This is a genomic window from Prochlorococcus marinus CUG1415 (assembly GCF_017696015.1).
Lineage (GTDB): Bacteria > Cyanobacteriota > Cyanobacteriia > PCC-6307 > Cyanobiaceae > Prochlorococcus_A > Prochlorococcus_A marinus_AE.
In genome coordinates this window covers 1,041,163-1,066,530 of sequence record NZ_JAAORL010000001.1, presented here as the reverse complement: position 1 = coordinate 1,066,530, position 25,368 = coordinate 1,041,163, and the positions used below count along the sequence as shown (strand labels likewise).

At 28.5% G+C, this 25,368-nt stretch carries 24 protein-coding genes, 1 tRNA gene and 1 pseudogene; 17 read left to right on the top strand and 9 right to left on the bottom strand.

Features of this window, described 5'->3' with window-relative positions; all coding sequences use genetic code 11:
- A pseudogene (locus HA143_RS09740) lies at nucleotides 1–135 on the top strand (porin); the annotation flags it as partial.
- A gap of 693 nt (nucleotides 136–828) precedes the next feature.
- Here HA143_RS09740 and HA143_RS06095 read toward each other — a convergent pair.
- Together HA143_RS06095 and HA143_RS06090 are read right to left on the bottom strand one after the other, a co-directional pair.
- Nucleotides 829–936, bottom strand: a complete 108-nt coding sequence (locus HA143_RS06095; RefSeq protein WP_011132751.1) for a high light inducible protein — start codon at nucleotides 934–936, stop codon at nucleotides 829–831.
- A gap of 560 nt (nucleotides 937–1,496) precedes the next feature.
- Nucleotides 1,497–1,568 (bottom strand) — tRNA-Lys (locus HA143_RS06090).
- A 175-nt stretch (nucleotides 1,569–1,743) separates the two neighbouring features.
- On the opposite strand from HA143_RS06090, the gene HA143_RS06085 reads away from it, so the two are divergent.
- The 4 genes from HA143_RS06085 to HA143_RS06070 all read left to right on the top strand — a co-directional run bounded on the left by HA143_RS06085 (nucleotide 1,744) and on the right by HA143_RS06070 (nucleotide 5,580).
- The gene (locus HA143_RS06085; RefSeq protein ID WP_209084348.1) at nucleotides 1,744–1,857 is read left to right on the top strand and encodes a photosystem II protein Y; all 114 of its coding nucleotides are present in this window, start codon (nucleotides 1,744–1,746) and stop codon (nucleotides 1,855–1,857) included.
- 219 nt (nucleotides 1,858–2,076) lie between these two features.
- The gene (trmFO, locus tag HA143_RS06080; protein WP_209084346.1) at nucleotides 2,077–3,489 is read left to right on the top strand and encodes a methylenetetrahydrofolate--tRNA-(uracil(54)-C(5))-methyltransferase (FADH(2)-oxidizing) TrmFO; all 1,413 of its coding nucleotides are present in this window, start codon (nucleotides 2,077–2,079) and stop codon (nucleotides 3,487–3,489) included.
- Between the two features lie 24 nt (nucleotides 3,490–3,513).
- On the top strand, nucleotides 3,514–5,058 hold the full coding sequence (gene crtH / locus HA143_RS06075) for a carotenoid isomerase (RefSeq protein WP_209084344.1): 1,545 nt from the start codon (nucleotides 3,514–3,516) through the stop codon (nucleotides 5,056–5,058).
- A 15-nt stretch (nucleotides 5,059–5,073) separates the two neighbouring features.
- A complete protein-coding gene (locus HA143_RS06070) occupies nucleotides 5,074–5,580 on the top strand; it encodes a hypothetical protein (RefSeq protein WP_209084336.1) in 507 nt (168 codons plus the stop codon).
- Here HA143_RS06070 and HA143_RS06065 read toward each other — a convergent pair.
- Complete coding sequence (locus HA143_RS06065; protein WP_209084334.1) at nucleotides 5,577–6,314, bottom strand: response regulator transcription factor; 738 nt, start codon at nucleotides 6,312–6,314, stop codon at nucleotides 5,577–5,579. The two genes, HA143_RS06070 and HA143_RS06065, sit on opposite strands and share 4 nt — an antisense overlap.
- An 86-nt stretch (nucleotides 6,315–6,400) precedes the next feature.
- Between HA143_RS06065 and HA143_RS06060 the strand changes: the two genes are divergently transcribed.
- Complete coding sequence (locus HA143_RS06060) at nucleotides 6,401–6,670, top strand: DUF6761 family protein (protein ID WP_209084332.1); 270 nt, start codon at nucleotides 6,401–6,403, stop codon at nucleotides 6,668–6,670.
- Between the two features lie 48 nt (nucleotides 6,671–6,718).
- Here the strand turns inward: HA143_RS06060 and grxD are convergent, their stop codons facing one another.
- Genes grxD through HA143_RS06040 form a run of 4 tightly spaced genes read right to left on the bottom strand, consistent with a single transcriptional unit; the run spans nucleotide 6,719 to nucleotide 8,462 of the window.
- On the bottom strand, nucleotides 6,719–7,042 hold the full coding sequence (grxD, locus tag HA143_RS06055; protein WP_209084330.1) for a Grx4 family monothiol glutaredoxin: 324 nt from the start codon (nucleotides 7,040–7,042) through the stop codon (nucleotides 6,719–6,721).
- 3 nt (nucleotides 7,043–7,045) lie between these two features.
- The gene (locus HA143_RS06050) at nucleotides 7,046–7,276 is read right to left on the bottom strand and encodes a BolA family protein (protein WP_209084328.1); all 231 of its coding nucleotides are present in this window, start codon (nucleotides 7,274–7,276) and stop codon (nucleotides 7,046–7,048) included.
- 12 nt (nucleotides 7,277–7,288) lie between these two features.
- Nucleotides 7,289–7,804 carry a hypothetical protein gene (locus HA143_RS06045; RefSeq protein ID WP_209084326.1) on the bottom strand — a complete coding sequence of 172 codons (516 nt, stop codon included), beginning with the start codon at nucleotides 7,802–7,804 and terminating at the stop codon, nucleotides 7,289–7,291.
- Nucleotides 7,805–7,847: 43 nt separating this feature from the next.
- Entirely contained in the window at nucleotides 7,848–8,462 is a 615-nt protein-coding gene (locus HA143_RS06040; RefSeq protein WP_209084510.1) for a lysophospholipid acyltransferase family protein, read from the bottom strand.
- Nucleotides 8,463–8,621: 159 nt separating this feature from the next.
- Here HA143_RS06040 and HA143_RS06035 point away from each other — a divergent pair, with 159 nt between their 5' ends.
- From HA143_RS06035 to HA143_RS05995, 9 genes are all read left to right on the top strand, one after another.
- Nucleotides 8,622–9,338, top strand: coding sequence for a pyridoxine 5'-phosphate synthase (locus HA143_RS06035; protein ID WP_209084324.1), 717 nt, complete (start codon nucleotides 8,622–8,624; stop codon nucleotides 9,336–9,338).
- Between the two features lie 8 nt (nucleotides 9,339–9,346).
- Nucleotides 9,347–9,664, top strand: a complete 318-nt coding sequence (locus HA143_RS06030) for an MgPME-cyclase complex family protein (protein ID WP_209084321.1) — start codon at nucleotides 9,347–9,349, stop codon at nucleotides 9,662–9,664.
- Between the two features lie 17 nt (nucleotides 9,665–9,681).
- Entirely contained in the window at nucleotides 9,682–12,864 is a 3,183-nt protein-coding gene (locus HA143_RS06025) for an exodeoxyribonuclease V subunit gamma (RefSeq protein ID WP_209084306.1), read from the top strand.
- A gap of 3 nt (nucleotides 12,865–12,867) precedes the next feature.
- A complete protein-coding gene (locus HA143_RS06020) occupies nucleotides 12,868–13,341 on the top strand; it encodes a methyltransferase family protein (protein WP_209084304.1) in 474 nt (157 codons plus the stop codon).
- 12 nt (nucleotides 13,342–13,353) lie between these two features.
- A complete protein-coding gene (locus tag HA143_RS06015; RefSeq protein WP_209084302.1) occupies nucleotides 13,354–16,980 on the top strand; it encodes a UvrD-helicase domain-containing protein in 3,627 nt (1,208 codons plus the stop codon).
- 1 nt (nucleotide 16,981) lies between these two features.
- The gene (locus HA143_RS06010; protein ID WP_209084294.1) at nucleotides 16,982–18,685 is read left to right on the top strand and encodes an AAA family ATPase; all 1,704 of its coding nucleotides are present in this window, start codon (nucleotides 16,982–16,984) and stop codon (nucleotides 18,683–18,685) included.
- A gap of 138 nt (nucleotides 18,686–18,823) precedes the next feature.
- The gene (locus tag HA143_RS06005; RefSeq protein WP_209084292.1) at nucleotides 18,824–20,605 is read left to right on the top strand and encodes a DEAD/DEAH box helicase; all 1,782 of its coding nucleotides are present in this window, start codon (nucleotides 18,824–18,826) and stop codon (nucleotides 20,603–20,605) included.
- 9 nt (nucleotides 20,606–20,614) lie between these two features.
- Nucleotides 20,615–20,908 carry a hypothetical protein gene (locus HA143_RS06000; protein ID WP_209084290.1) on the top strand — a complete coding sequence of 98 codons (294 nt, stop codon included), beginning with the start codon at nucleotides 20,615–20,617 and terminating at the stop codon, nucleotides 20,906–20,908.
- Nucleotides 20,909–20,918: 10 nt separating this feature from the next.
- A complete protein-coding gene (locus tag HA143_RS05995; RefSeq protein WP_209084289.1) occupies nucleotides 20,919–22,691 on the top strand; it encodes an ABC transporter ATP-binding protein in 1,773 nt (590 codons plus the stop codon).
- A 16-nt stretch (nucleotides 22,692–22,707) separates the two neighbouring features.
- On the opposite strand, the gene psbP is transcribed toward HA143_RS05995, so the two are convergent.
- Complete coding sequence (gene psbP, locus HA143_RS05990; RefSeq protein WP_209084287.1) at nucleotides 22,708–23,265, bottom strand: photosystem II reaction center PsbP; 558 nt, start codon at nucleotides 23,263–23,265, stop codon at nucleotides 22,708–22,710.
- A gap of 103 nt (nucleotides 23,266–23,368) precedes the next feature.
- Here psbP and recR point away from each other — a divergent pair, with 103 nt between their 5' ends.
- On the top strand, nucleotides 23,369–23,968 hold the full coding sequence (gene recR / locus HA143_RS05985; protein WP_209084279.1) for a recombination mediator RecR: 600 nt from the start codon (nucleotides 23,369–23,371) through the stop codon (nucleotides 23,966–23,968).
- 3 nt (nucleotides 23,969–23,971) lie between these two features.
- A complete protein-coding gene (gene lipA / locus HA143_RS05980) occupies nucleotides 23,972–24,871 on the top strand; it encodes a lipoyl synthase (protein ID WP_209084271.1) in 900 nt (299 codons plus the stop codon).
- On the opposite strand, the gene HA143_RS05975 is transcribed toward lipA, so the two are convergent.
- Nucleotides 24,868–25,368 carry a hypothetical protein gene (locus HA143_RS05975; protein ID WP_209084269.1) on the bottom strand — a complete coding sequence of 167 codons (501 nt, stop codon included), beginning with the start codon at nucleotides 25,366–25,368 and terminating at the stop codon, nucleotides 24,868–24,870. The genes lipA and HA143_RS05975 overlap by 4 nt on opposite strands.

The window sequence follows — 25,368 nt, the reverse complement described above, 5'->3', positions numbered from 1 at the left end:
GAGTTCTTAATGTATGAGGCATTCTACACTTACCCAATTAATGATGGAATGACAGTTACTCCACTCGTTTTTGTAAAAGAGACAAACGGAGACGACCAAACAGGCATTATGGTCAAGACATCATTCAGTTTCTAAGTTTATTAATTTAATTTAGAAAAATCTTACACACTTTAAAAGACCTGCCATATGGCGGGTCTTTTTCATGAATTGACATAAAGGTATTATTTATAGATTTTTATCATATAAAAATAATTTTTACTCAAATTTATAATCGTAATTAAAATAAAATGTTATGAATTTGGGATCCGTAATGACACCTATATTTAAATGTTTAGTTTGTCGAAAAGATATAGAGAGATCGACTAAAACATTTTGGAGTAAGAAAGGACATTTATTATGCTCTACATGTTTAGATAATATCGAAAAAATTTCATCAAAAAAGTTATAGAGATTGACTCATGTATTTCTTGTAAATTGTTAAAATTAAGTAATAGCCAGCTATCAAAAAAAAACCTGGTAAACCAGGGATGAGAGTTTAATTTTATTAAAAGTAAAAGGATTTCAGGGATTATTTAATTAAATAGATCATAATCTGTTATTACTAAAGAAAATTAAATCATTAAATAATAAAATGGTAAGTTCTTCGAGCAATAATCCTGTAATCCTTTTCATTAAGTACTCTTAAATTAATGAATATTGTGAAGATGTTGCTTTTTTAAAAGTCTAAATTTGTCTAGAAAGTTTGAGGAATTGAAGAAATTTAATAAGATTTGATTAAAATATATAATTTCAAAATTCCTCAACTGATTAAGTTAAATTTAGAGTTAATTAGAACCAACCTGGAATAATTTGCCCAGTAGTTACATAAGCACCAACAGCTGCAACGAAACCTAACATTGCGGCCCAACCATTAAAACGTTCTGCTTCAGGAGTCATAGAAAAAAATAATTTATGTAAACGATTGTAACAGGTATTATGAAGCTTTGTAAAGCATTTTTAAACTTTTCTGGATAAATTATCCTTATATTTTATATAAATTATCTTAATATTATAAAAATGCAAAACATGTCACAAAAATACTTCATTAGTGTGTATGTATGTGGGATTTTAAAAATTAACAGTAAATTGTTTTCCAATTAACTCTTAATTCGTTATTGAAGGGTTAATACAAAATGTGATGTAATATGTTTCTCTCCGCGTCTATAGAAGACTTAAAACGATGAATGAATATTTAAACTTTACAATTTATTTTCCAGATACATCTTACTGGGTATGGTCCATTAATTTCAATTAGAAAACTTTAATGATGTTTTTTAGCTTTTTTTATTTTAAAATTTCGCTAAATAATTTTTTTAACAAAGCACTTAATATTCAGCATTCTAGAAAAAACAATTTATAACTTATGTAGGAGCATAATCAATGAAAATTTAACTTTAAAAGTTTGGGTTCGTTTAAAAAAGGAAATTGCAATTTAATGAACTCAATTGAAGAAAATGTGGGTCGCCTGAGATTCGAACTCAGGACCAGCCGGTTAAAAGCCGGATGCTCTACCACTGAGCTAGCGACCCATTTTGTAAAACTGAGTACATATGAAATTATCCCTTTTTAAGGCAAAAAAAACAACTTATTATCTAAAGTTGAACAATACAAATACAAATCTTAACTTATGAAGTAATAATTTAAAAACGCGCTCTTTGTTCTCATATAAAAGGTAAGATATTAATAAATAACAGATTTTTTAAAATGTTAAGAGCTATTGTCGTTTTTGCCCCAATAATTGCAGCAGTTGCATGGGTTATTTTTAATATTCAAAAACCTGCAAGAGAGCAATTTAGTAGACAATTTAGAAATAAATAAAAAATTAAAAATTCTCTCATTTTTTGGAGTTAAAAGGTATTATTTTGCATTTAAAAGTTATTATGTTTATTAAATAACACTATTAAAAAAAATGTTAAGACTTTCTATCGTTTTATTGCCAATATTCGCTGCCGCTATATGGGCTCTGTTTATTGGGCTGGATATAAATAAAAGGGCTGGATTAAAATAAAAAATTTAAATAATAAATTAATTATTTAATTGATTAAAAAAGAGGTAAATGTAATAGGAGCTGGCCTTGCTGGTAGCGAAGCTGCTTGGCAAATAGCTAATGCTGGAATACCTGTTAAGTTAATTGAAATGCGCCCTTTTCAATCAACTCCAGCACATCACACTGGAGAATTTGGTGAATTGGTTTGCAGTAACAGTTTTGGGGCTATAAGTCCTGATAGGGCTGCTGGTTTATTGCAAAAGGAATTAAGAATTTTTAATTCATTGATAGTACAAACGGCAGATAAATTTTCTGTTCCAGCTGGAGGTGCTTTGGCTGTTGATAGATCTAAATTTAGTAATGCTTTGACTGAGGTTTTATCTAATCATCCTTTAGTTGAAATCAAGAGATTTGAACAATTGGATCTCCCCAGCGAAGAAAATATAACTATCCTTGCTACCGGCCCATTAACTTCTGATGCATTGGCTAGCAAAATAAAATGTTTTACAGGTATTGATACCTGTCATTTTTTTGATGCCGCTAGTCCAATTATCTATGGTGATACTATTGATCAAGAGATTGTCTTTAAAGCTAGTAGATACGATAAAGGAGATCCGGCATATTTAAATTGCCCTATGGATAAAAATGATTACATCAATTTTAGGAACGAACTAGTAGAAGGAGATCAAGCTAATTTAAAAGACTTTGAAAAAGAATCTGCTAATTTCTTTGAAGCTTGTTTGCCAATAGAAGAAATCGCCAGAAGAGGAGTAGACACTATGAGATACGGTCCTTTGAAATCTATAGGGTTGTGGAATCCTAAATGGGGAGATTTATTTGATAGGGAAAATAGATTAAAAAATCGACCTCATGCAATTGTTCAATTAAGGATGGAAGATCTCGAGGGGAAATTACTTAATATGGTTGGTTTTCAAACCAACCTCAAATGGTCAGAGCAAAAAAGAATATTTAGGATGATTCCCGGTCTAGAAAAAGCTGAGTTTGTACGTTTTGGAGTAATGCATAGAAATACCTTTCTAGAATCTCCAAAATTACTTTTACCAACCCTGCAATTTATGAAAAGAGAAACTCTTTTAGCCGCTGGTCAGATAACTGGTACGGAAGGATATGTTGCGGCTGCTGCTGGGGGGTTGCTCGCAGGAATAAATGCATCTTTATTAGCTAAGGGCAAAAAAACAGTAACTTTCCCTAGTGAATCAATGATTGGTTCTCTAATAAATTTCATAAGCAATAGAAATCAAATATTGTCAAATCAGAAAAAAAATAAATTTCAGCCAATGCCAGCTTCATTTGGTTTAGTTCCAGAACTGACTAAAAGAATAAAAGACAAAAGATCAAGGTACAAAGCTTATCAAGAAAGATCTATAGAGGCTTTAAATGGGTTCAGAAAGAAATTAGATTCTCGTTTTGCAAATGATCAATTACTTATCAAAATTAAGTAAAATAAATTATTTAAAGAATCAAAAATGAAATTTAATAAGGGTAATTTCGATGCGATTATTATTGGCTCTGGAATAGGAGGGTTAGTAACAGCATCACAATTAGCTGCCAAGGGAGCTCGAGTTTTAGTTCTTGAGAAATATATTATCCCTGGAGGAAGTGGTGGCTCTTTCAAGAGAAAAGGTTATACCTTTGATGTTGGTGCTTCGATGATATTTGGATTTGGAGAAAAAGGTTATACCAATTTATTAACTCGTGCTTTAAAAGATGTAAATGAAAAATGCGAAACCATACCTGATCCTGTTCAGTTGGAATATCATCTTCCAAATAACTTTAGTATCTCTGTAGATAAAGACTATGAAAAATTTATTAGTAAATTATCAGCTACTTTTCCTAAGGAAAAAGAAGGCATAAGGAAATTTTACGATACTTGCGCAAATGTTTTTAAATGTTTAGATTCAATGCCTCTTTTATCAATAGAGGATCCAAGTTATCTTTTTAAAGTTTTCTTTAAATCTCCATTTTCTTGTTTAGGTTTAGCTAGATGGCTACCTGTAAACGCTGGAGATGTTGCGAGAAAGTTTATAAAAGATCCTGAACTTTTAAAATTTATTGATATCGAATGTTTTTGTTGGTCTGTAATGCCAGCTCTTAAAACACCAATGATTAATGCAGGAATGGTTTTTACAGATAGGCATGCTGGCGGTATAAACTATCCTAAAGGCGGCGTAGGTATAATTGCAGAAAAGTTGGTTTCTGGAATTGAAAAATTAGGAAGTAAGATTCGTTACAAAGCTAATGTCAATGAAATAATTTTAGAAGATGGAAAAGCAGTAGGCGTAAAACTTTCAAATGGGGAAGAAATTTACTCAAATATTATTGTATCTAATTCCACTAGATGGGATACTTTTGGACTTAAAAATAAAAAGAAAGGGTTAATTCCAAGTAAAAGCGTCCCAAAAAGTGAATATAAGTGGTCAGAAACCTATAAACCTTCTCCCTCTTTTGTTTCTATACACCTTGGAGTAGAGAAAAGCATATTAAGGGATGATCTTAATTGTCATCATATTATTGTTGAGGATTGGAATGAACTAGAAAATGAAAAAGGAGTAATATTTGTCTCTATCCCTACCTTACTTGACTCATCATTGGCTCCTGAAGGCAAGCATATTGTTCATGCCTTTACCCCTTCTTCAATTAATGAATGGGAGGGATTATCCAGAAAAGAATATCTTGCGAAAAAAGAAGAATACTTTTCATTTCTTGTTCAAAAGATTTCGACTATTTTACCTAATCTTGAAGAGAACATTGATCACAAAGAAATTGGGACTCCAAAAACCCATAAAAAGTTTCTTGGAAGATATGAAGGCAGCTATGGGCCAATTCCTAGCAAAAAGTTGCTAGGCCTTCTTCCAATGCCATTTAACACTACAAAAATTAAAAATCTTTATTGCGTAGGGGATTCATGTTTCCCTGGTCAAGGTTTAAATGCAGTAGCTTTTAGTGGCTATGCTTGCGCTCATAAAATAGGTTCAAAATTAAATATAAATAGTTTCAAATTACCAGATTAAATGTATTTATAAAAAATGAAAGAAAAATTCATAACTCTTTTTTCAGTAAAAAGTTCATTAATTTCTTTGTACTTAGCACTCACAATTCCTATCCCATTCATTTCAATTGAAAAGTTGAAAATCCCCTCAATTATTACATTTATCTTAGGTCTATATTTAATTATTAATATCACAAGTGACTATGTAGAAACTTGCAATAATAAAATTTCCTATAAAACGAGCTTGATTTCCAGATATTTTGGTAAAGAAAATTGGGAGATTTATTGGAAAGATATTAAGTTAATCAAATCTTTGCCTACCAGTCAGGGTAGTAAGGTTTATTATTTCAATACTAAAAAAGGTGATAATTTCCTTATCCCGCAAAGGGTAGAAAATTACGATAAATTCTTATTACTTGTTTCAAAAAATACTGGTATTGCTATAAATGAAATATCTTATATATCACCTCTTTGGACTTATAAATTATTGACGATAATTTCGGTTTTAATGATTATTGGTGAAATTTTTGCTTTTCTAAATTAAATATTATCAATACTGAATCGATAACCTTGTTGTCTTACAGTAGTTATGCCACCTCCTTCTCCCAATCCTGCCTGTTCTAATTTTCTTCGTAAGGTTAAGACCTGAGTATCTACAGATCTAGGACCGCCACTGAAAGGGGGCCAGGCCATTCTTAGAAGCTCTTGCCGACTTCTTACCATGCCTGGGGGCATTAAAAGTGCACAAAGGAGTGCAAACTCTCTTGGGCTTAATTCTACTGGCTTCTCACTAAGCGTTACTTGTCTTAAAAGAAGATGAACCTCTAGAGGGCCAACCTCAACTTTTTCTTGTAGTCCTATTCTTCCCCTTTTCAAGAGGGTTCTGCATCTTGCTGCGAGCTCTTCTAATCCAAATGGTTTTCTTAGAACATCATCAGCTCCTTCATCTAATAAATTAACTAATGCTTCAACTCCTGATCTGGCAGTCAAAACAATAACGGCAGCACCTAACTGTTGAGCTAGTCTCATTGCAGTATTCTGTTCGAGGATTTCTGCACTTACTAATAGGTCAGGTGACTGTTCCCTACATAAGTCAACTGCTTCCGCAGCTGATCCAACTGCGGCCGCAAGATGTCCATCTTGACGAAGTCTTTGTACAAGGACAGTTCTAAGTGTGGGGTGAGGTTCAACAACAAGAACTCTCGAAGGGGTTTGAGAGCTCGTAGGCACTTGTGAACTGCCAGGAGTTGAAGCTAAGATTTGCTCAGTTGATTGCATTCTTAATTACTGTTTGGCCAGGCAATTTTTTATCATCCTTAATAAGGTATAACAAATGCTAAATAAAAATCAGAATCTATCGAATTATGACATCATTTGAAAATCCTAAAGTAATTCGTCATTTTCAATCAATTTGCGATAATTGCCAAGACTTAGTTACTCGTTTTCATACACCAGCTGACCTTAAGTTATATAGTGATGGTTATCTCCAAGCCTTAAGGAATTGCAGTAGTTTAGAGCAAGGCGATCAAGAGAAATTAGAAAGATTAATAGAAAGATGGATTTTAGATCCATCGAGTTTTATTGCGCCAGAGGGAGACGAAAATAAAGGTTTTTTTGATAAAAAAAGGATTTAAAATATTAATTTTTATTAACTAAATCAGTATTTATACTTACTAATTGTCTTAAGACGCTAATTCAATTTCTATTTTTTCTTTTAAGGATCCTGAATTGTACATTTCTATAAGAATGTCTGATCCGCCAAGAAACTCTCCTTTTAAATAAACTTGGGGAATTGTTGGCCAATCTGAATATTCTTTAATACCTTCTCTTACTTCGAAATCGCTTAAAACATCAAAAGTACCAAATTCTAAACCTAGGGAATTTAGTATTTGAACTACATTATTGGAAAAACCGCATTGCGGCATTAATTTGGTACCTTTCATGAATACCATTATTGGATTAGCATCAATCAGTTTTTGTATTTTATCTTTTGTGTTGTTGTCCATAATTTAATTTGGTGTTTCTGTTTTTAATGCAAGTGCATGGATAGCTTCTGAAGCTAATTCTTCCTTTAATGCAGAATAAACTAGTTGATGTTGTTTAACTAATGATAATCCATGAAATTCAGATGAAATTACAGTTACCTGCAAATGATCATTTCCCTTTATGTTTTCAACAAAAACTTGTGAGCTAGGAATTTTATTAGTGATTAGATTAATAACTTCTGTTTTCGTAATCATAATTAAGTTTAATTACCCCTTATATTTCGTATCGACAAATCCTAGTTGAATTAAGGTTTGGTAAGCTTCTTTACCTTCTGAACTATTAGGAGACATTATTCTGATTATTTCAATAAGTAGAGGGACAGCCACTTCAGGTTCTTCATCTTTTATATAAACAGCTGCTAACCTTTCATTTGATTCTGCCAGAATCCTAAGTGTTTCCTTACCTTTCCTTTGCATTTCGTTTGGTATTCTTGCATCAACTCCTTTGAAGGCTGTATTTAGATCGGAGTAAAATGATGCAAGTTGCTTTGCTAATTTCCTTGCATCTAGATAGGAATCTTTAGCTTTACCAAAATCACCATTTTTTATAAGTTTATCGCCTTCTTTTATGTAATATTCTACGTTTGAGATAGAGAGCGTTTTACTATACTTTGAAAGTACTTTAAAGTCATTTGGGTTCTTTACTTCTGCATAAACTAAATTTTTATAAGGAAAATTCCCTAAAAATATAAATAAAATTGGAATTAATTTTAAGAATTTCATATTCTCATTTAATTATTAAAATTAATACTAACTTATTGGGTATTCATCTACCGACATTTTTTAATGCAATTTCCTCTTCTTTGATAATTTGTTCATTTAGAAATTCATTAAATTCTTTAATATTAATATTTAAAAATTCATTAATTGCTATCGGTTTTCCAAAGGATAAACAAAATTCGCTCCTAAATTTTGGAGTAACCTTACTATAGGCAATTCCGATTGGTATTATAATTATTGATTTTGTTTTTTTTGTAGCTAATCGAGCTAATCTATATAATCCTTCTTTGAGGACTAATTTTTTCCCATATTTATTAATTTTCCCTTCCGGGAAAACAACTAATTGTTCACCTTTTTCTATAAGATTAACAGCGTATTTTAACGTTGAGAGGGATGGCGATAATTGATTTATCGAAAAACATCCAAGTCTTTTTAAAAACCAACCTTGTATTCCTCTCATTTCTGATTTAGTAACCATAAACCTGCAATCCTTTTTGGTTACCCTTCTACCCATTGCCATAGTGAGGACGAGACCGTCCCATCTTGATCTGTGGGTTGGAGCTAAAATAATCGAGGAATTTATGGGTATAGAAAAATCATTATTAATTATTTTCTTTTTACTAAAAAAAATTCTCAAAACAATGTCTTGAGTAAAGAACATTGCAAAGAATCCCAATACTGGGTTGATTTTATACCAAATATTTTCGGATTTTTTCTTCAAATTCAATTAACTATATATTAATAATTTAAGTGTTTGTAATTTTTTATTAGCTATTATTGGGCGGTTACTAGATTGTCTAGAAACTAAAATTTTGAAATTATGACTACTTTAGGAGTAAACATAGACCATATTGCAAATGTAAGGCAAGCAAGGAAAACTGTAGAGCCAGACCCTGTTCAATTTGCTTTTTTAGCTGAATTAGGGGGGGCAGATTCAATTACAGTTCATCTAAGAGAGGATAGAAGACATATACAAGATAGGGACGTATTCCTTTTGAAAGAAACTATAAAAACAAAACTCAATCTAGAGATGGCTGCTACAGAAGAAATGTTGGCAATTGCTAAAAAACTTCTTCCGGATTACATAACACTTGTCCCAGAGAAAAGAGAGGAAGTGACTACTGAAGGTGGCTTGGATGTAAAAAGTAATGTGAAATATCTTAAGAATTTTGTTGAAAATTTAAAAGATTCAAATATTGAAGTAAGTGCATTTATTGATCCTATTGGTGCGCAGATAAATTATTCAAAAGAAATAGGGTTTGATTTTATAGAGTTACATACTGGTAAATATGCTGAATTAACTGGAAAGGATCAGTATATAGAGCTTCAAAGGATTATAGAATCTGCTCATGAAGCAAATGACCTTGGATTAGTTGTTAATGCTGGTCATGGACTTAATTATAATAATGTTAAAAAAATTGCATCAATTAACAATATGAACGAGTTAAACATAGGTCATAGTATTGTTGCAAGGGCTTTAGCGGTAGGATTGGAAAAGTCTGTTCGTGAAATGAAGTCAATTATTAAATTAAATTAAATTTCAAAATGACAACATATTTTTTCGTTGCAGCAAGTGAAAAGTTTTTAACAGTGGAAGAACCACTTGAAGAGATTTTGAAAGAGAGGGAGAGAAACTACAAAGAAAACAACAAAGATATAGATTTTTGGCTCTTAAAAAATCCATCTTTTTTGCATACCACTCAATTTGTTGATCTAACAGCAAAGATCCCCTCCCCTCCAGCAGCTGTTTTGTCAACGGATAAAAAATTTATAACTTTCTTGAAGCTTCGTTTAGAGTTTGTTGCTGTGGGGGAATTCGAATGTCCTAAGGCAGAAATAACTGATCCATTTAAAGTTGAGTAATATAACCAATTAATAAATTGCTCCATATCTATAAGTCAAACAAAATTGAAGTAATTAGTGAGCTTTTAGTAGAAGAACTAAAAATATGTCCTCCTTTTATAACTGAGAAATTAGAAATAGCTGTTCCAAATTATTTTTTGGGTAAATGGTTAAGTGAACAAATAACTATAAAAAATCAAATAAGTGCTCTTTATGAATTAAAAACTATATCAAGTTATACAGAGTCATTATTGACAAATTTTTTCCCTGAGATTGATATGGGCTTATGGAATTTTGAGTCAATCAAATGGGGAATTATTGATTCATTAGAAGAATTAAATAGCTTTAAAGAATCATTGCCACTTAGTAATTGGATTAATAAATATTTGGAAAATAAAAAGACAATTGATGGAGACCTATATAATCTGACAAAAAAGATCACGAATAATTTTATTGATTATCTAATTTTTAGACCTGAAATGATTGCTGAATGGAATAGATATGATATTAACTCTATTCATCTATTTAAGAATTTAAATTCAGATCAATTTTGGCAACCTATTTTATATAAATTATTAGAGAAAAAGATATCTGAAAAGCCTTCTTGTTTATACATGATTGAAGTAATAAAGAATTTAAGAAGAATTAAAAACTTTCAAATTAAAATACCAAATCATATTTATATTATTTCCGATAATAACTTATCTAAACTACATATTAACTTTTATTCAGAACTTTCAAAATTTACTAAGGTAAATTTATATTTATTATCTGCAGGAGAAGATTTATGGAATAGAATAAATTGTCTTGAAGGTGAGTTGGGATTTGATGATAATGAAAGTAAATTGTATTTAAATAATACAAATATAGAGAAAATATTTGGTAAATTTGGAGCAAACTTTCAGAAATTAATTGAGGAAAATATTCTTAAGGAAGGTATAAATTTAAAAAATAATTTAATATACATTGATCCAACAACTAATTTTCATGAGAAGAAAGATATTCCTCTTCTTAATCAAATACAAAAAAAACTAATTGATAACAATAGCAATGATTTTATAGTAAATGAAAGGGATGATTCAATATTACTTTGTGAGCATGTTAATCAGAATAAACAATTAGAATATTTAAGAAGTAAAATTATAGAAATAATAAATTCTTGCGAGAATATTAAATTTAGTGATATTGCTGTTTTATCTCCTCAAACTAATCAAATTAAACCTTATCTAAGGCATATCTTTAATAATGAATTAATTAATGGGGAAAAGATACCTTATTTTTTTATTGATGAGGATAATCATGATTATCCAGACATTTATAAATTTTTAATTGACATCACTGAAATAGCAAATGAGAAAATTACACTTGAAAAAATAGATTATATTCTTTCGAAAAAAGTAACTCAGAACATTTTTGATTTTCATATTACTGAGAAGGATGAAATTATTTTCTTACTTTCTCAAGTCGGTTTTCATTGGGGATTAGATGCCAATGAAAGATTAGGTGAAGAAAAAAACACCCTAGAGTGGTGTATAAATAGAATTACTTTAGGCTTGATTTATGACAAAGAAGTCAATTTAAGTACTTTTAATTTAAAATCATTTAGCTCAAAAAATATAAGTTTGGATTTGAATAAATGGGTTAAAATATTACTTCAATTAAAAAAATATATTAATTTGCTAAGGGGATCTTTTTCTTATTCAAGTTGGGTTGAAAAGATAAAGTTTATATTAAAAAATATTCATGATTCTAATGCAAATTTTAATTTAGAAATAAGTGAAATAAATAGAATTCTTGATAATCATGCAATAACTTTAATACCTGATGATCTTATTTTGTTAAATGTTTTTAGAGAGATATTAATTTCTTGCATAAATAAAGCTAAATATCAAAGCAAATCACGTATAAATAAGATCCTAGTAAGTGATATTGAGAATTCAAGGCATATTCCACATAAGGTTATCTTCTTAATAGATATGAATAGTGTTTATTATCCAAAATTATCAAAGAATGAAAATATAAATTTATTAAATAATAAATATCATCTGGGCGATCCATCAGTTTTTGAAAGAGAGAAATATTTATTTCTAGAGTTGTTAATTGCCTGTAGAGATAAATTTATAGTTAATTGGGTAAAGAATGACAAAGACAATAAAAAATTAGATGTTTCTTTTCCTATAAAAGAGTTAATTTCTTTTTTTGATAGTTTTTTAAGCCAAGGCCAAAGAGAACTTATAATTAAAGAGTCTGATTTAAATAAAAATGAAATAATTGATCTTGATTCTTCTAAGATTATTAAAAGTAATTATTCTTTAGTAGAAGATATAGATTGGAATGAAAAAAAATCTGATATTAAAAATTACAAATTATCAGAACTGATTTATTGGTTCAAGACTCCACAAAAATATTGGCTTAATAAAAAAAATATTTCTCCCAAGGAAATATTTATTCATCATCCAGACGAGGAGTACGTAAGCAATCTGCAAAAGTCGCAACTAATTACAAAAATAATCCAGCAATTAGAGATTGATCATCATAATATTATTGATGATTTAAAAAATTTGAATATTAATGATCAATTGGTTGAAAATGGTATTATTATGCCCAAAAATAGTATTTTTACAAAAGAAAAAGAAATCAAAGATTTATTAAGGACTCTATATGAAAGTTTGAGTCAACATAATAAGATTAATAGAATTTATGTTAAATCAAATTCAAATAAAGAAGAATATTTTATCGCTGATGACACCGTAATTGAATTAATACATGCCAAACTAAGTCTAAGTCGTTTGACAGAGGCTTGGATAAAATTACTCTTCATTTCTTCTTTAAAGAAGAATATAAAAAAGACTAAAGTAATTTTTAGAATAGACAATAATTATAAATCGCAAATTATTAAATCCCCTGGAGCAATTGAATCAAATTTAATTTTGGAAGAATACATAAATATTTTTAAAAATTTTTCTGAAAACTGTTTACCTCTCCCTCCAGAAAGTACTTATAAATATGTAGAAGCAAAAATAAAATCAAAAAATGAGAAAAAAGCTTTTACAAATAGATGGATTGGGAATAAACCTTTTTCTAAAGGAGAAAGAGATAATATAGAAATGAAAATCTGTTTTGGGAATGAAAAAGAACCAGATTTCTTTTTTAGAAATAATAATTTTGACAAATTATCATTCAGATTATACGGCCCTCTTATTGAAGCATTAAGGAAATAAATAATGACTAAATTTCAGTTAAAAAATTTCTTTAAAGCTGCTTATGAAATAATCCTTGTTTTTTTACAGTTCTTTATTATAAGTCTCCATTTTTTTCAATGGGCACTTATTCCACAAAAACAAATAATTCAAGTTAGTCCATTTTCTTATTTAATGGGGATTTTAATTATCATAATCTCTTTCATAATAATGTTAGTTGCAATTAAAGACTTAGGTAGAAATTTATCCCCTTTCCCAAGACCTATAAACAATAGCAATCTTGTTACTAAAGGTATTTATCAATTTACGCGGCATCCTATGTACTATTCTTTAATATTTATTTCCCTTGGTTTTTTTATAACAAAGCTATCTATTTATTATTTATTTTTATCAATAAGTCTGGTTTTAATAATTAAATTTAAAATTGCTTTAGAAGAGCAATATTTAAAGAATAAATTTAAGAATTACTTACTTTATAAAAATGAGGTTAAATATTAGTTCAATAAATATATGGATATTAATCAAATTAAATTAGATAATAAATTTAAATTAATAGAAGCAAGTGCAGGAACAGGCAAAAGTTTTACATTGGCTCACATAGTTTTAAGAAATGTTTTGGAAAAAAAAATCAAACCAGATGAGATACTCTTATTAAGTTTTACAAAAAATACGTGTTCTGAATTACGAGATAAAATACTTTCGAGATTTAAGAATTTAAAATTATATTTGCAAAATTATAATGAAAATAAGATAGATAATACTCTTAAGGATTGGTACTTAAAATTTAAGGAGAAGGAAAAATCCAAGGATAAAATTATATCCGAAATTGATAATTTTGTTAATGAATTTTATAAGTTACAGGTAACTACATTCCATGCTTTTTGCAATTATATTATTGATGAATATAGTATTGAAATAGGTTTAACTCAAGATCCATACATTGAGAATAATATAGATAATTTGTATAAAGATGTAATAGATAATTTGTGGATCGAAGATTTCCTAACTCTTCACCCTCAAATAATTTCAGCAGTGACTAAGAAAAAAATAAGTTCTAGATTTGGAAGCAGTATAAATAAGTCATTTTTTGTAGAAATTTTAAAAAGTATAGATCAAGAAAATATTTGTAAATTTCAAATAAATAATAAATATAAGATTATCGATTTAAATAGCTATTTTAAGGAATTTTTGTATTTTAATTGGAATGAGTTTTGTGTTGAATGGAATAAGAAAGGTAAGGAATTATTTTTAAATCTTATAGAGTTGGGAAAATTAATTAAGGACTGTGGTGGTAAAAGTCAAATATATGCACCAAAGCCGAGAAATAATAAGTTTAATCAAATAATTTTTTGGATTGAAGAGATTAACAAAAGTCTTGATTCGAAAAATGTGATTGATTTTCTATATGATATTTCTAACGATGATCTTTTATTTAAATATTTTTACAAAGAAAATATTTCTAAAGAAATTAATAAACATAATCTAAAGTTAGATTTTACAAAATTTAATTCACTCCAACATAAAATTTATAAAATAAAAGAAGGGCTCTATACCGAATTTGTAAGAATATTTACCCAATTAGCTTATATAAAATTAATTGAATTAAAAAAAAGTTTGTCTATTTTTAACTTCAATGATCTTATAAAGACTGTAGAAAATAAATTTCTAGATTCAGAAATTACTAATAATAGTACTCAATCTAAAATTCAAAAAAGATTTAAATGTGTTTTAGTAGATGAGTTTCAAGATACAGATAATACTCAGTGGAATTTAATAAAAAAGTTCTTTAATACAAATAATCATTTTTTACTTTGTGTAGGTGATCCAAAACAAGCGATCTACAAATTTAGGGGCGGAGATATTGAAACTTACTTAGATGCAAGATCTAATGCAATCGAAGTTTTTAGTCTTACAGATAACTATAGATCCTCTAAAAAGTTAATGGATGTTATTAATAAACTTTATAAGAATGGACTTAAACAATCAAAACTAAACTATAGGAAATTAACCTCTAGAATTAATGAAAATATTAATTCTGAATTTAAATTTAAGAATGTATTTGAAATTGTAGAATTTTCAAAAAAAGAGACAGATGTAGATGATATTGTAACCAATTACATAGTTAATTTTATTTTAAATAATAAAGAAATTGATATTAATAAAATTGCGATTCTTACATTAAATAATTCTCAATGCTTAGATTTGAAAAACAAATTAAATCAGTTTAACCTCCCTTGCAAAATTCAAAATAAACAAAATATTTTTGATACAGAAGCAAGTTCTCTATTATTTTTATTCATTGACTGTTTATTAAATCCTAGGCTTTTTAAAAATATAACTTTACTTGCTGCTTCAAAATTTATAGAAATTGAATTAGAAGAATTACTTGATGATGGAATTAGTAATAATTTAGAAATTTTGATTAATAAATGTATTACTTGGTCCCAGGAACTAAGAGAAAAAGGGTTTTTAAATATTGTTAATGAACTTCTTATAAATTACAAGTCATCATCGATTATTCAAGATTCAGATTTAAATTCGAATTTATTTCAACTTGCAGAAATTGTTGAAATAGAATTAATCAATAATGATTTTAATATCAATAAAGTTTTCAACTGGTATAAAAATCAGTTAGATCATTCTTTAAGAATTTGTACCGGAGAAGATTTTTTGACGAAAGATTATAATCTTCAAAATGGAATTAATCTTTGTACTATCCATAGTAGTAAGGGACTCGAATTTGACATGGTCCTTTGTCCATATCTCTCAATTATTTCTAATAACTCAAATAAAATTAAAGGACCTATTTGGAAATCAAATATTGATAGAAACATATATATTAATATTTCTAATAATTACTCGAAGGTTGAAAAATTTAAATTAATAGAAGAAGAAGATTTATTTAAAGAGAGTGAGAGATTAATTTATGTAGCCCTCACAAGGAGCAAATATAAACTTATAGTTTTTAATGATTTAGAAGATACAAATAATATTTTAAATAATGATTTATTTAATAATTTGGAAAATATAAATATTTATAAGTCTACTTTTGAAAATATGATAGAAAAAGAGAAAATTAAAGAATTTCTTCCTAAGTTTCAAACTAACCGATTGAATAATAATCTTTGGAAAATAGATAACGTTAATAAAAAAATATCTAAAGAATTTAATTCTGATAAATTCATTTCTTATTCAAGCTATTCTTCTTGGATTCGTAAAGATAAAAATATTGATGAAGTCATTAATCAATATAAGGATTATGAAGATAATATATCAATTATCAAAGATTCTAATTTTAATAAATCAAAGAATTTTCCTAATTATTTTTCTTATCCAAATCCCTTAAGTGAATTTCCTAGAGGAACTATTGCTGGGACTTGCTTGCATAAAATAATAGAAAGATTTGAATTTAGAAACGATAATAATCAAGAATTAATTGATTTAATTATTGAGGAATTGATCTTTCATCAAATCGATTCTTCTTTGGCTTTTAAAGTAAAAGATGCCATTTTAAGAATTATAAATATATCTTTAGGAAGTGAATTACAAAACACGAAACTAGTTGATATATCTAATCAATACTTACTTAAGGAGGTTAAATATGATTTAACTTTATCTTATGAAGGTAGAAATATAAATTCTCATGATATATCAAAATGCTTTCTTTTAGATCCGGAATATGAATTTGGTGAAGAATATTCAAACAAAATAAATGATCTTCAAATTATGAATAAAGGCTTTCATTCAGGATGTATTGATTGTGTTTTCCCTGTAGGTAATACATTAGAAGATAGTAAATGGTGGGTAATTGATTGGAAAAGTAATTTGATTTCAGGAAGCGATAATAATGATTGTTTACCAATAAACTACAACTATGAAAATATGAGAGATGAAATGATTAAACATCATTATCCCTTGCAATCTCATCTTTATTTATTAGCATTGCATAGATTATTAAAGTGGCGACTTAAAAATTATCAACCACATCAACATCTTGGCGGATATATTTATTTGTTTTTAAAGGGATTGCCAGACTTCGAATTATTTGAAAAGTCTAATTCTAAAGATATATCTCCAGGTGTTTTTATTAGTAATGCACCTTTAAAGAGAATTAATTATTTAGATAACCTTTTTTAGAATGACTAAATCAACTAGGGATATTGAAAAATTCCAATATGATCATATATTTAATTTAATCTCAAGTATTTTCAAATTCAATGAAAAAAAATATGGTAATTTCGTAAAAGATACAATAAGGATTTTATTAGAGTTTGAAAAAAACGGTGAAACTATTATTGATGTAGATAATAGTTTAATAATCTTTGAAATATTAGAAGATGGCTGGCCCAATATACATCTAGATGTTCTAAAAAATATAGGCTTGATAGGCTCTCTTAATTCACCATTTGTATTAGTAGATAGAAAATTATCCCTTTCAAAATGGTCAACAAAGATAGAAAGGGTTATTAATTCATTTTTAAAAAAAATAGATAACGATATTTTAATGAATTCGATAATTTATAAAGATGAAAATAAAATTGATCAAATTAAGAATATATTTAAATATTCAAACTTAGTTTTCCTTCAAGGAGGACCAGGCACAGGTAAAACAACTTTAATAATAAATTTAATACTAGAACTCCTTCAAATTGATAACTTTTTAAATATTGGTTTATCAGCTCCAACGGGTAAAGCTACAGCTCGTCTAAAAGAATCTCTTAATAATAAAAAAAATATTTCCTTTAGTAAATTTCTAGATCAAATAGAATTTCAAACTTTACATAGATGGATTTTAAATTCGCAAAATAAATCTCTTAAGTTGAAATTTAAACTAAAAGAACTTGATATTTTCATAATTGATGAAATGTCAATGGTTAATATTGATTTGATTGAATCAGTTTTAATTTTACTAGCAAAGGACTGTAAAATTATTTTAGTTGGAGATAAAAATCAATTGTCCCCAGTAAATAACTGTTCTATCTGGAATTATTTGTTTGAATATTGTGAAAATAGTTCAATTAAATCTTGTGTAGTAAATTTAAATAAAACTTATAGAAATATTGGAGATGTAGCATTAATTAGTAGTTTGATATTTAATAATGATTCTTCTTTACTTAATCAAAAGATAAATGAATTAGAAAAAGATAATAAATCAAAAGAAGTTACTATTACAAAAAGTAGAGATAAAGATATTCCAAAAAATCTATTTTTTTCAATTATAAGTTATCTAAATAAGTTAAATCTTTCAACTTCAAATTTAAGTAAAAAAAAATATATATTTGATGAGGGCATTCATAATTTATTGCTTAATGAAAAAGATTTAGTAAATAAGATATTTCTGGATTTGCAAAGTCACTTGATTTTATGTGAAAAAAATTCTGGTATATGGAGTGTTGAATATTTGAATGAAATTGTTTTTGGTCAAAAAAAACCTTATGACCTCAAAACTCTTAACGAGGGTGTTCCGATCATGTGCACAAAAAATAATAATCAACTTGGATTGTCAAATGGAGATATCGGCGTACTTATAGGTTTAAAAAATGAAAGAAAATATCTTTTTAGGAAATTTAATGATAATAACGAAGAAATTGTTGCATTAATTGATCCATCTAATTTAGAAAATGTTGTGCCAGCAATAGCCATTACTATTCATAAATCTCAAGGAAGTGAATCTGAGAAAGTAAGCATTTTGTGGTCCCAAAAATATAGAAGAAATCAATATAAGATGGAATTGAAAAAAGAAGATGAAAATATCTTTTGCAGAGATAATTTTGAAAGGAGGTTACTTTATACTGCTGTTACAAGAGCGAAAAATTTTCTAGATATATATTATTTAAATTAAATCAAATTTTTGAGAAATTAGTAAGATTTTAACCCCAAGATGTTAGATTAATAACTCGGCTCTGCAAGGCTAGTCAACAATTTAAGTAAATTTAGATATTTGTTGAATGCCTAATCAGAAGATCATTGGGCATTTAAAATGGCTTTAAAAAAAGATGGCAACTCATTTGATAATGGGCAGGAAAAATCTCAGAATGATACTACTTCCCTTCTTGATATAAAGAATTTAGAAAACAAAACAGAAATTAAATCTAAACCATTGGAAGTATCAAAAGGAAATGATAATGAGAATGGATTTCTCGATTTTGGGTTTAATCAGTCGATCTTAAATTCATTAAGAAATAAAGGATATAAAAATCCAACTCCTATTCAAAAAGCTGCAATTCCTGAACTAATGTTAGGCAGAGATTTATTAGGCCAAGCTCAAACTGGAACAGGTAAGACCGCAGCTTTCGCTTTACCATTAATAGAAAAACTAGCAGATAATAAAGAATTAAATGCCAAGGTTTTAGTTATGACCCCTACTAGAGAGTTGGCAACTCAAGTGGCAGAATCTTTTAAAAGTTATAGTGCTGAATCTAGTAATTTTAAGACAGTTGCAATATATGGAGGCACTGACTATCGAAATCAAATTGCAGCATTAAAAAGAAAAGTTGACGTAGTAGTTGGAACCCCTGGCCGAATAATGGATCATATAAGGCAGGGAACCTTTAAAATTAACGGCATAAATTGTCTTGTTTTAGATGAGGCCGATGAAATGTTAAATATGGGTTTCCTTGAAGATATTGAATGGATAATAGATCAACTTCCGAAAAACAAACAGATGGTATTGTTTTCAGCAACAATGCCTAATGAGATTAGAAATATAGCAAAAAAATATCTAAATGATCCTGCAGAAATATTAATCAAAAGTGTCAAAAAAGAAACCCAATTAATTTCCCAAAAATTTCTATATGTTCAAAGGCATCATAAATTAGATGCCTTAAAAAGAATATTAGAACTTAATAATGAGGGAGTAATAATTTTTGTAAGAACAAAACTACTTACTACTTCAATAGCTGAAGCTTTAGAGAATTCAGGTCATACTGTAGCAGTGCTTAATGGAGATATTCCTCAAAATCAAAGAGAAAATACTGTAGATAGATTAAAAAAAGGTTTTATTGATATTCTTGTTGCAACTGATGTCGCAGCTAGAGGATTAGATGTTGAGAGGATAAAACTGGTTGTAAATTACGATTTTCCTTTTGATAAGGAAACATATACTCATAGAATTGGAAGAACTGGAAGGGCCGGGAGATCTGGAGAGGCAATTTTATTTGTTAATCAAAGAGAAAAACATTTTCTAAGAAACTTAGAAAACTCAACAAGAACTAAGATTGAAGAAATTAATATACCAAGCAATAAAATAATAAATGAAAAAAGGATGGAGAAACTTATAGAGAATGTTAATGAGAGTTCTTTATCTAATGAAGAGAATGAAGAAAATAAAGCTTTGATTATTGATGTACTAGATAATTTAAAAGAAAAACACTACATGGATGACTCAAATATTGCAATGGCGGCGATTAATTTAGTAATAGGGAATAAAGCATTTTTTGTTAATGAAGATGATTCTTGGATTCATAATCAAAATAATACTGATCGAAATAGATCAAATAGAAATGGTAATAATCGTATGAGAAATTCAAATAGAAGAAATAATTATCAAAATGATTCTTTTGAAACCTATAAATTTAACTTTGGTAAATTTGATGGTGTTAGAGTTGCAAATATTATATCCTCAATCTGTAATTCAACTAATATAAATGGTAGATCCATAGGTAAGATCCAGATTTTTAATGATTATAGTTTGGTTGACTTACCTAGAGATCTGCATAGAGAAACTAAAAATAAATTAAAAAGAATTAAAGTAAGAAACTAATAATAGATAATGAAAGCCAGCAAATATAAATTCTTTATTTTGGTTAATTTAATTATTTTAATAAACTCTTTTAATAATTATTATTTAGCCCAAGCAAAACAAAATTCAATCATAAAATTATTTTGTCTTCAGAGTGTCAAAGAGGAGATGTTGAAAGCAGAAATGGTATATAGTGAAGAAATTGCAAATGAAACTTGTGAATGTTATTACGAAGAATTTACGCAAAATGCAAGTCATCAAGATGCAAAAACAAAATGTAAATTAGAAACTAAAGAAAGTTTAAATAATAATAGAAAAATTTAATTGCGATCTTATGAGGTCTAAGAACAATCAAATTCCAATAATTAGACTTTATTTGAATCTTATTGAAGAGAGAAGATTATTATTTTTTGCTTTTTTTAGTTCCATAATTAATAAGATATTAGATTTAGCCCCCCCTGTAATAATTGGTCTTGCAGTGGATATCGTTGTAAAGGAACAGAATTCATGGATTTCTGGTTTTGGGATAAAAGAAGTTCCAGCACAATTGATTTTTCTTGCATTTGCATCAGGAATAGTTTGGTCTGGTGAATCTTACTTTGAATATTTATATTCGGTTTTATGGAGAAATTTGGCTCAGCTATCGCAACATAAACTAAGAATAAAAGCTTATGAGCATATACAGGAATTAGATATGGATTTTTTTGAAAATGATAATACTGGAAGACTATTATCTATTTTGAATGATGATATAAATCAACTCGAGAGATTTCTAGACCAAGGGGCTAATCAGATTATTCAATTATTTATAACGGTGTTAATAATTGGGGGCACTATGATTTTTGTTGCTCCAAAAATTGCTTTATTTGCTTTCTTTCCTATCCCAATCATATTTTTAGGATCAATTAAATTTCAAAGAAAGCTTGCTCCAAAATATAGAGATGTAAGAAATAAAGCTGGACTGTTGGCATCAAGACTTAATAATAATTTAAGTGGAATTCTGACCATTAAAAGTTTTACTAAAGAAAAATGGGAACTAAATAGATTAAATAAAGAAAGTCTCGCTTATCAAAGAAGTAATAAGGCTGCAATAAAATTATCTTCAGCTTTTATCCCCCTTATAAGATTTGCAATATTATTTGCCTTTATAGCAATTCTATTAATTGGAGGTTTCCAAACATGGAATAAGACACTTAATGTAGGTACTTATAGTTTCTTAGTATTTATTACACAAAGACTATTATGGCCTCTAACTACTTTGGGACATGTTTTAGATGATTTTCAGAGATCTATGGCATCAATAGATAGAGTAATTGATCTTATAGATACTCCTATAAAAATAAAAGATGGAAAAATAAAAATTGAACCTAAAGATATTAAAGGAGAAATTATTTTTAATAATGTAAATTTTAATTATCCTGGACGAGATTTAACTTTAAAAAATATAAATTTCAAAATTGAAAAAAACTCAACATTAGGAATTGTTGGTTTAACAGGTTCCGGGAAAAGTACAATAATAAAACTACTCCTTAGGATTTATGATAGTAATAATGGCTCAATAACCTTGGATGGCATTTCTATTAAAGAAATAAATTTGAGGAATTTAAGAAAGTGCATATCTTTAGTAAGTCAAGAAACTTATTTATTTCATGGTAGCGTACAAGAAAATATTGCATATGGCTCAATTAACCCAAGTTTTAAAGACATCATTAAAGCGTCAAAGATTGCTGAAGCTCATAAATTTATTGAACAATTACCAGACGGTTATAAAACTATAGTAGGAGAAAGGGGGCAAAGGCTCTCAGGAGGCCAACGCCAAAGAATTGCCTTGGCTAGAGCTGTTTTAAAGGATGCTCCAATATTAATATTAGATGAAGCTACAGCCTCGGTTGATAATGAAACAGAGGCTTTAATTCAAAAATCATTATCTAAAATCACAAAAGAAAGAACCACTATAGTAATAGCTCATAGATTAAGCACTATAAAAAATGCGGATAATATTATTGTTATTGATAAGGGTAAAATAGTTGAAAGTGGGAAACATGAAAACCTATTAGATCAGAATAAAACATATGCAGATTTATGGAATGTTCAAGTAGGTATTTAGTATAAAAATTCTAAAACTATATTAGAAAGTTAAATGATTCAATTACATTACTAAACATTCCATCAACTTTATTCCATCTTTCTTCATTTGTCCCTACAGCAAAAGTATAAAGTGTTCCTCGATCAATTACGACAGTAGCAAGTTCATGTCTGACCTGTTCATTTAGATTTAATGAATACTCTAAATCATAGAAAATATGATTCGACGCTTCCCTCTTTTTAGAATTTATCAGTTTCACCTCTCTACCTGAGCCTTCGGGGGCAATGACTTTTTCTATTAATGTTTGACCTACTTCACTTGGGCTTCCCAATTGCTCTAATTGAACTTCTTTATTTACATCAGAAATTACTAAACTTAATGTCTCATTACTATTGATTAAATCATGATAAATAATTTCAGGCCCTCCATCGACTTTTACTCTAGACCACCCTGTTGGATATAAAAAGGCATATCTTCCGTCCGGGCTTTGATAAGCTTCTAATCCTGCATTGAGACCTCCACTACAAGCACTAAGTGTTAAACATAAAAAAATCAAAAATAAATATTTAAAAGGGTTAAATTTAATATTTTTCATTTTGTTTGTAATTACGAACTAAAAACATAATAAGACATTAAAAGCAAACAATTATGCCAATTCAGAATTTTGCGTCTAAATTATCCCTAGAAATAGTTTAATTTTGATTACATATACCAAACCGCTTTCAAAATTAATTGGTCATTTTGAGAAATTCCCAGGGATTGGTCCAAGAACAGCTCAACGATTGGCCCTGTTTATTTTAAAACAACCTGAAAGTACAATAAGAGATTTTTCAAAGGCTCTGTTAGAAGCTCATATTAATGTTGGTCGTTGTAAAAAATGCTTCAATTTGACTTCAGATGATGAATGTGAAATTTGTAGAAATACTGAAAGAGACCAAAAACTAATTTGTGTAGTAGCAGAAACCAAAGATTTGCTTGCTTTAGAGCGTGCTAGAGAATTTAAAGGTGTTTACCATGTAATTGGCGGTTTAATTTCCCCAATGGATTCTGTTGGTCCTGAACTCTTAGAAATAAGAAGCTTAGTAGAAAGAGTTAGTAAGTCTGAAATTGATGAGATCATATTGGCATTAACACCCAGTGTTGAGGGAGATACAACAAGTCTTTATATTGGAAAATTGTTAGCCCCTTTTACTAAAGTTACTAGGATTGCATACGGCCTCCCAATGGGCAGTGAGCTTGAATATGTGGATGAAGTTACTCTTTCAAGGGCCTTAGAAGGAAGAACTAAACTAAATTAGACAATGAGAGAATATAATCTAATCAAGCAAGAAAAAATCTTAAGACTTCCTTCCTGGATAAAATTTCCTATTAGTAAAGCTTCAGAGTTCGAAAAAATACAAACACTAATCAAAAAATCAAATATTCACACTATTTGTGAAGAAGCAAGATGTCCAAATAGAGCAGAATGTTATGCCTCAGGAACAGCTACTTTCTTACTTGGTGGATCGATATGTTCTCGTTCTTGTGCTTTTTGTCAGGTAAATAAAGGTAGACCTAGTTCTATCAATATAGATGAATGTATTCAAGTCGCCGAAGCAGTAAAAGTACTAAATTTGAAATATGTTGTGTTGACATCTGTAGCTAGAGACGATCTTCCTGATCATGGTGCAAATTTATTTATATCCACAATTGATGAGATTAGGAAAATTGATTCAACAATAAAAATAGAGGTTTTAACTCCTGATTTATGGGGTGGGGGCAAAAATTTTGATGAAACGAATAACCTTCAGACAGAAAGGTTGAAGATGATTTTAGAAAAAGATCCAATTTGTTTTAATCACAATCTTGAAACTGTGGAAAGACTACAAAAAGAAGTTAGGAAAGGTGCAAATTACAAAAAATCCCTAAGTTTACTAAAAAAGTCAAAAGATTTTGCTCCTCATATTCAAACTAAATCAGGCATTATGTTAGGTCTGGGCGAAACATTGGATGAAATAAAAAACACAATTTATGATCTTAAAAAAATAGATTGTGATCAAATTACTATTGGCCAATATTTAAGGCCCTCATTAAATCATTTGGCAGTTAAGAAATATTGGGAACCATCAGAATTTCAATATTTATATCGATTCTCTAAGGCAATAGGATTTAAGAAAGTATCTTCTGGTCCCCTAGTTAGAAGTAGTTATCATGCTGGTTAACTTTCTTCAATTAAATAAAGTTTCTTTTCAAGTTTTTTCAATATTGAATTACATTTCCCAGTCATAAGTGTACCTGCACCTCCCCAGACCAATCTTAATAAAAGATCTACTGGGCTAGAACCAACTTCTTTAACAATTTTAAATCCTATTAACTTGAAATATCTTACAAGTTTTTTACTATACCCTTCACTGTCAAAAATAGCTAAAAGTCTCGCTTTGTCGCTTGATTTTTTTTCAATTGCCCAAGCCATAGTTGTTGCCCATATTAACTCTGAAACAAAGGAGGGGGATTTACTAAGGATTCTTAATGTATCCAGCTGTATACCCTGTTTATTCAAATAAGTCCAACCTTTCATTTCGGCCCAAATCTTTATAATGTTATCCTTCTGTTCTGCAACAACGATTCTAAAAAAACATAACCCAAGTGTTTCTCTAACTTGAATTTTAATTAATAGTCCTATGGAACTTGCTAATTTTTCTAATTCTTCAACTTTCAT

Bases quoted from the DNA above. Each gene is read 5' to 3' on its own strand.
- HA143_RS06095 (WP_011132751.1), bottom strand. From the start codon at position 936: ATGACTCCTGAAGCAGAACGTTTTAATGGTTGGGCCGCAATGTTAGGT.
- HA143_RS06085 (WP_209084348.1), top strand. From the start codon at position 1,744: ATGTTAAGAGCTATTGTCGTTTTTGCCCCAATAATTGCAGCAGTTGCA.
- crtH (WP_209084344.1), top strand. From the start codon at position 3,514: ATGAAATTTAATAAGGGTAATTTCGATGCGATTATTATTGGCTCTGGA.
- HA143_RS06070 (WP_209084336.1), top strand. From the start codon at position 5,074: ATGAAAGAAAAATTCATAACTCTTTTTTCAGTAAAAAGTTCATTAATT.
- HA143_RS06065 (WP_209084334.1), bottom strand. From the start codon at position 6,314: ATGCAATCAACTGAGCAAATCTTAGCTTCAACTCCTGGCAGTTCACAA.
- HA143_RS06060 (WP_209084332.1), top strand. From the start codon at position 6,401: ATGACATCATTTGAAAATCCTAAAGTAATTCGTCATTTTCAATCAATT.
- grxD (WP_209084330.1), bottom strand. From the start codon at position 7,042: ATGGACAACAACACAAAAGATAAAATACAAAAACTGATTGATGCTAAT.
- HA143_RS06050 (WP_209084328.1), bottom strand. From the start codon at position 7,276: ATGATTACGAAAACAGAAGTTATTAATCTAATCACTAATAAAATTCCT.
- HA143_RS06045 (WP_209084326.1), bottom strand. From the start codon at position 7,804: ATGAAATTCTTAAAATTAATTCCAATTTTATTTATATTTTTAGGGAAT.
- HA143_RS06040 (WP_209084510.1), bottom strand. From the start codon at position 8,462: ATGTTCTTTACTCAAGACATTGTTTTGAGAATTTTTTTTAGTAAAAAG.
- HA143_RS06035 (WP_209084324.1), top strand. From the start codon at position 8,622: ATGACTACTTTAGGAGTAAACATAGACCATATTGCAAATGTAAGGCAA.
- HA143_RS06030 (WP_209084321.1), top strand. From the start codon at position 9,347: ATGACAACATATTTTTTCGTTGCAGCAAGTGAAAAGTTTTTAACAGTG.
- HA143_RS06020 (WP_209084304.1), top strand. From the start codon at position 12,868: ATGACTAAATTTCAGTTAAAAAATTTCTTTAAAGCTGCTTATGAAATA.
- HA143_RS06015 (WP_209084302.1), top strand. From the start codon at position 13,354: ATGGATATTAATCAAATTAAATTAGATAATAAATTTAAATTAATAGAA.
- HA143_RS06010 (WP_209084294.1), top strand. From the start codon at position 16,982: ATGACTAAATCAACTAGGGATATTGAAAAATTCCAATATGATCATATA.
- HA143_RS06005 (WP_209084292.1), top strand. From the start codon at position 18,824: ATGGCTTTAAAAAAAGATGGCAACTCATTTGATAATGGGCAGGAAAAA.
- HA143_RS06000 (WP_209084290.1), top strand. From the start codon at position 20,615: ATGAAAGCCAGCAAATATAAATTCTTTATTTTGGTTAATTTAATTATT.
- HA143_RS05995 (WP_209084289.1), top strand. From the start codon at position 20,919: ATGAGGTCTAAGAACAATCAAATTCCAATAATTAGACTTTATTTGAAT.
- psbP (WP_209084287.1), bottom strand. From the start codon at position 23,265: ATGAAAAATATTAAATTTAACCCTTTTAAATATTTATTTTTGATTTTT.
- lipA (WP_209084271.1), top strand. From the start codon at position 23,972: ATGAGAGAATATAATCTAATCAAGCAAGAAAAAATCTTAAGACTTCCT.
- HA143_RS05975 (WP_209084269.1), bottom strand. From the start codon at position 25,368: ATGAAAGTTGAAGAATTAGAAAAATTAGCAAGTTCCATAGGACTATTA.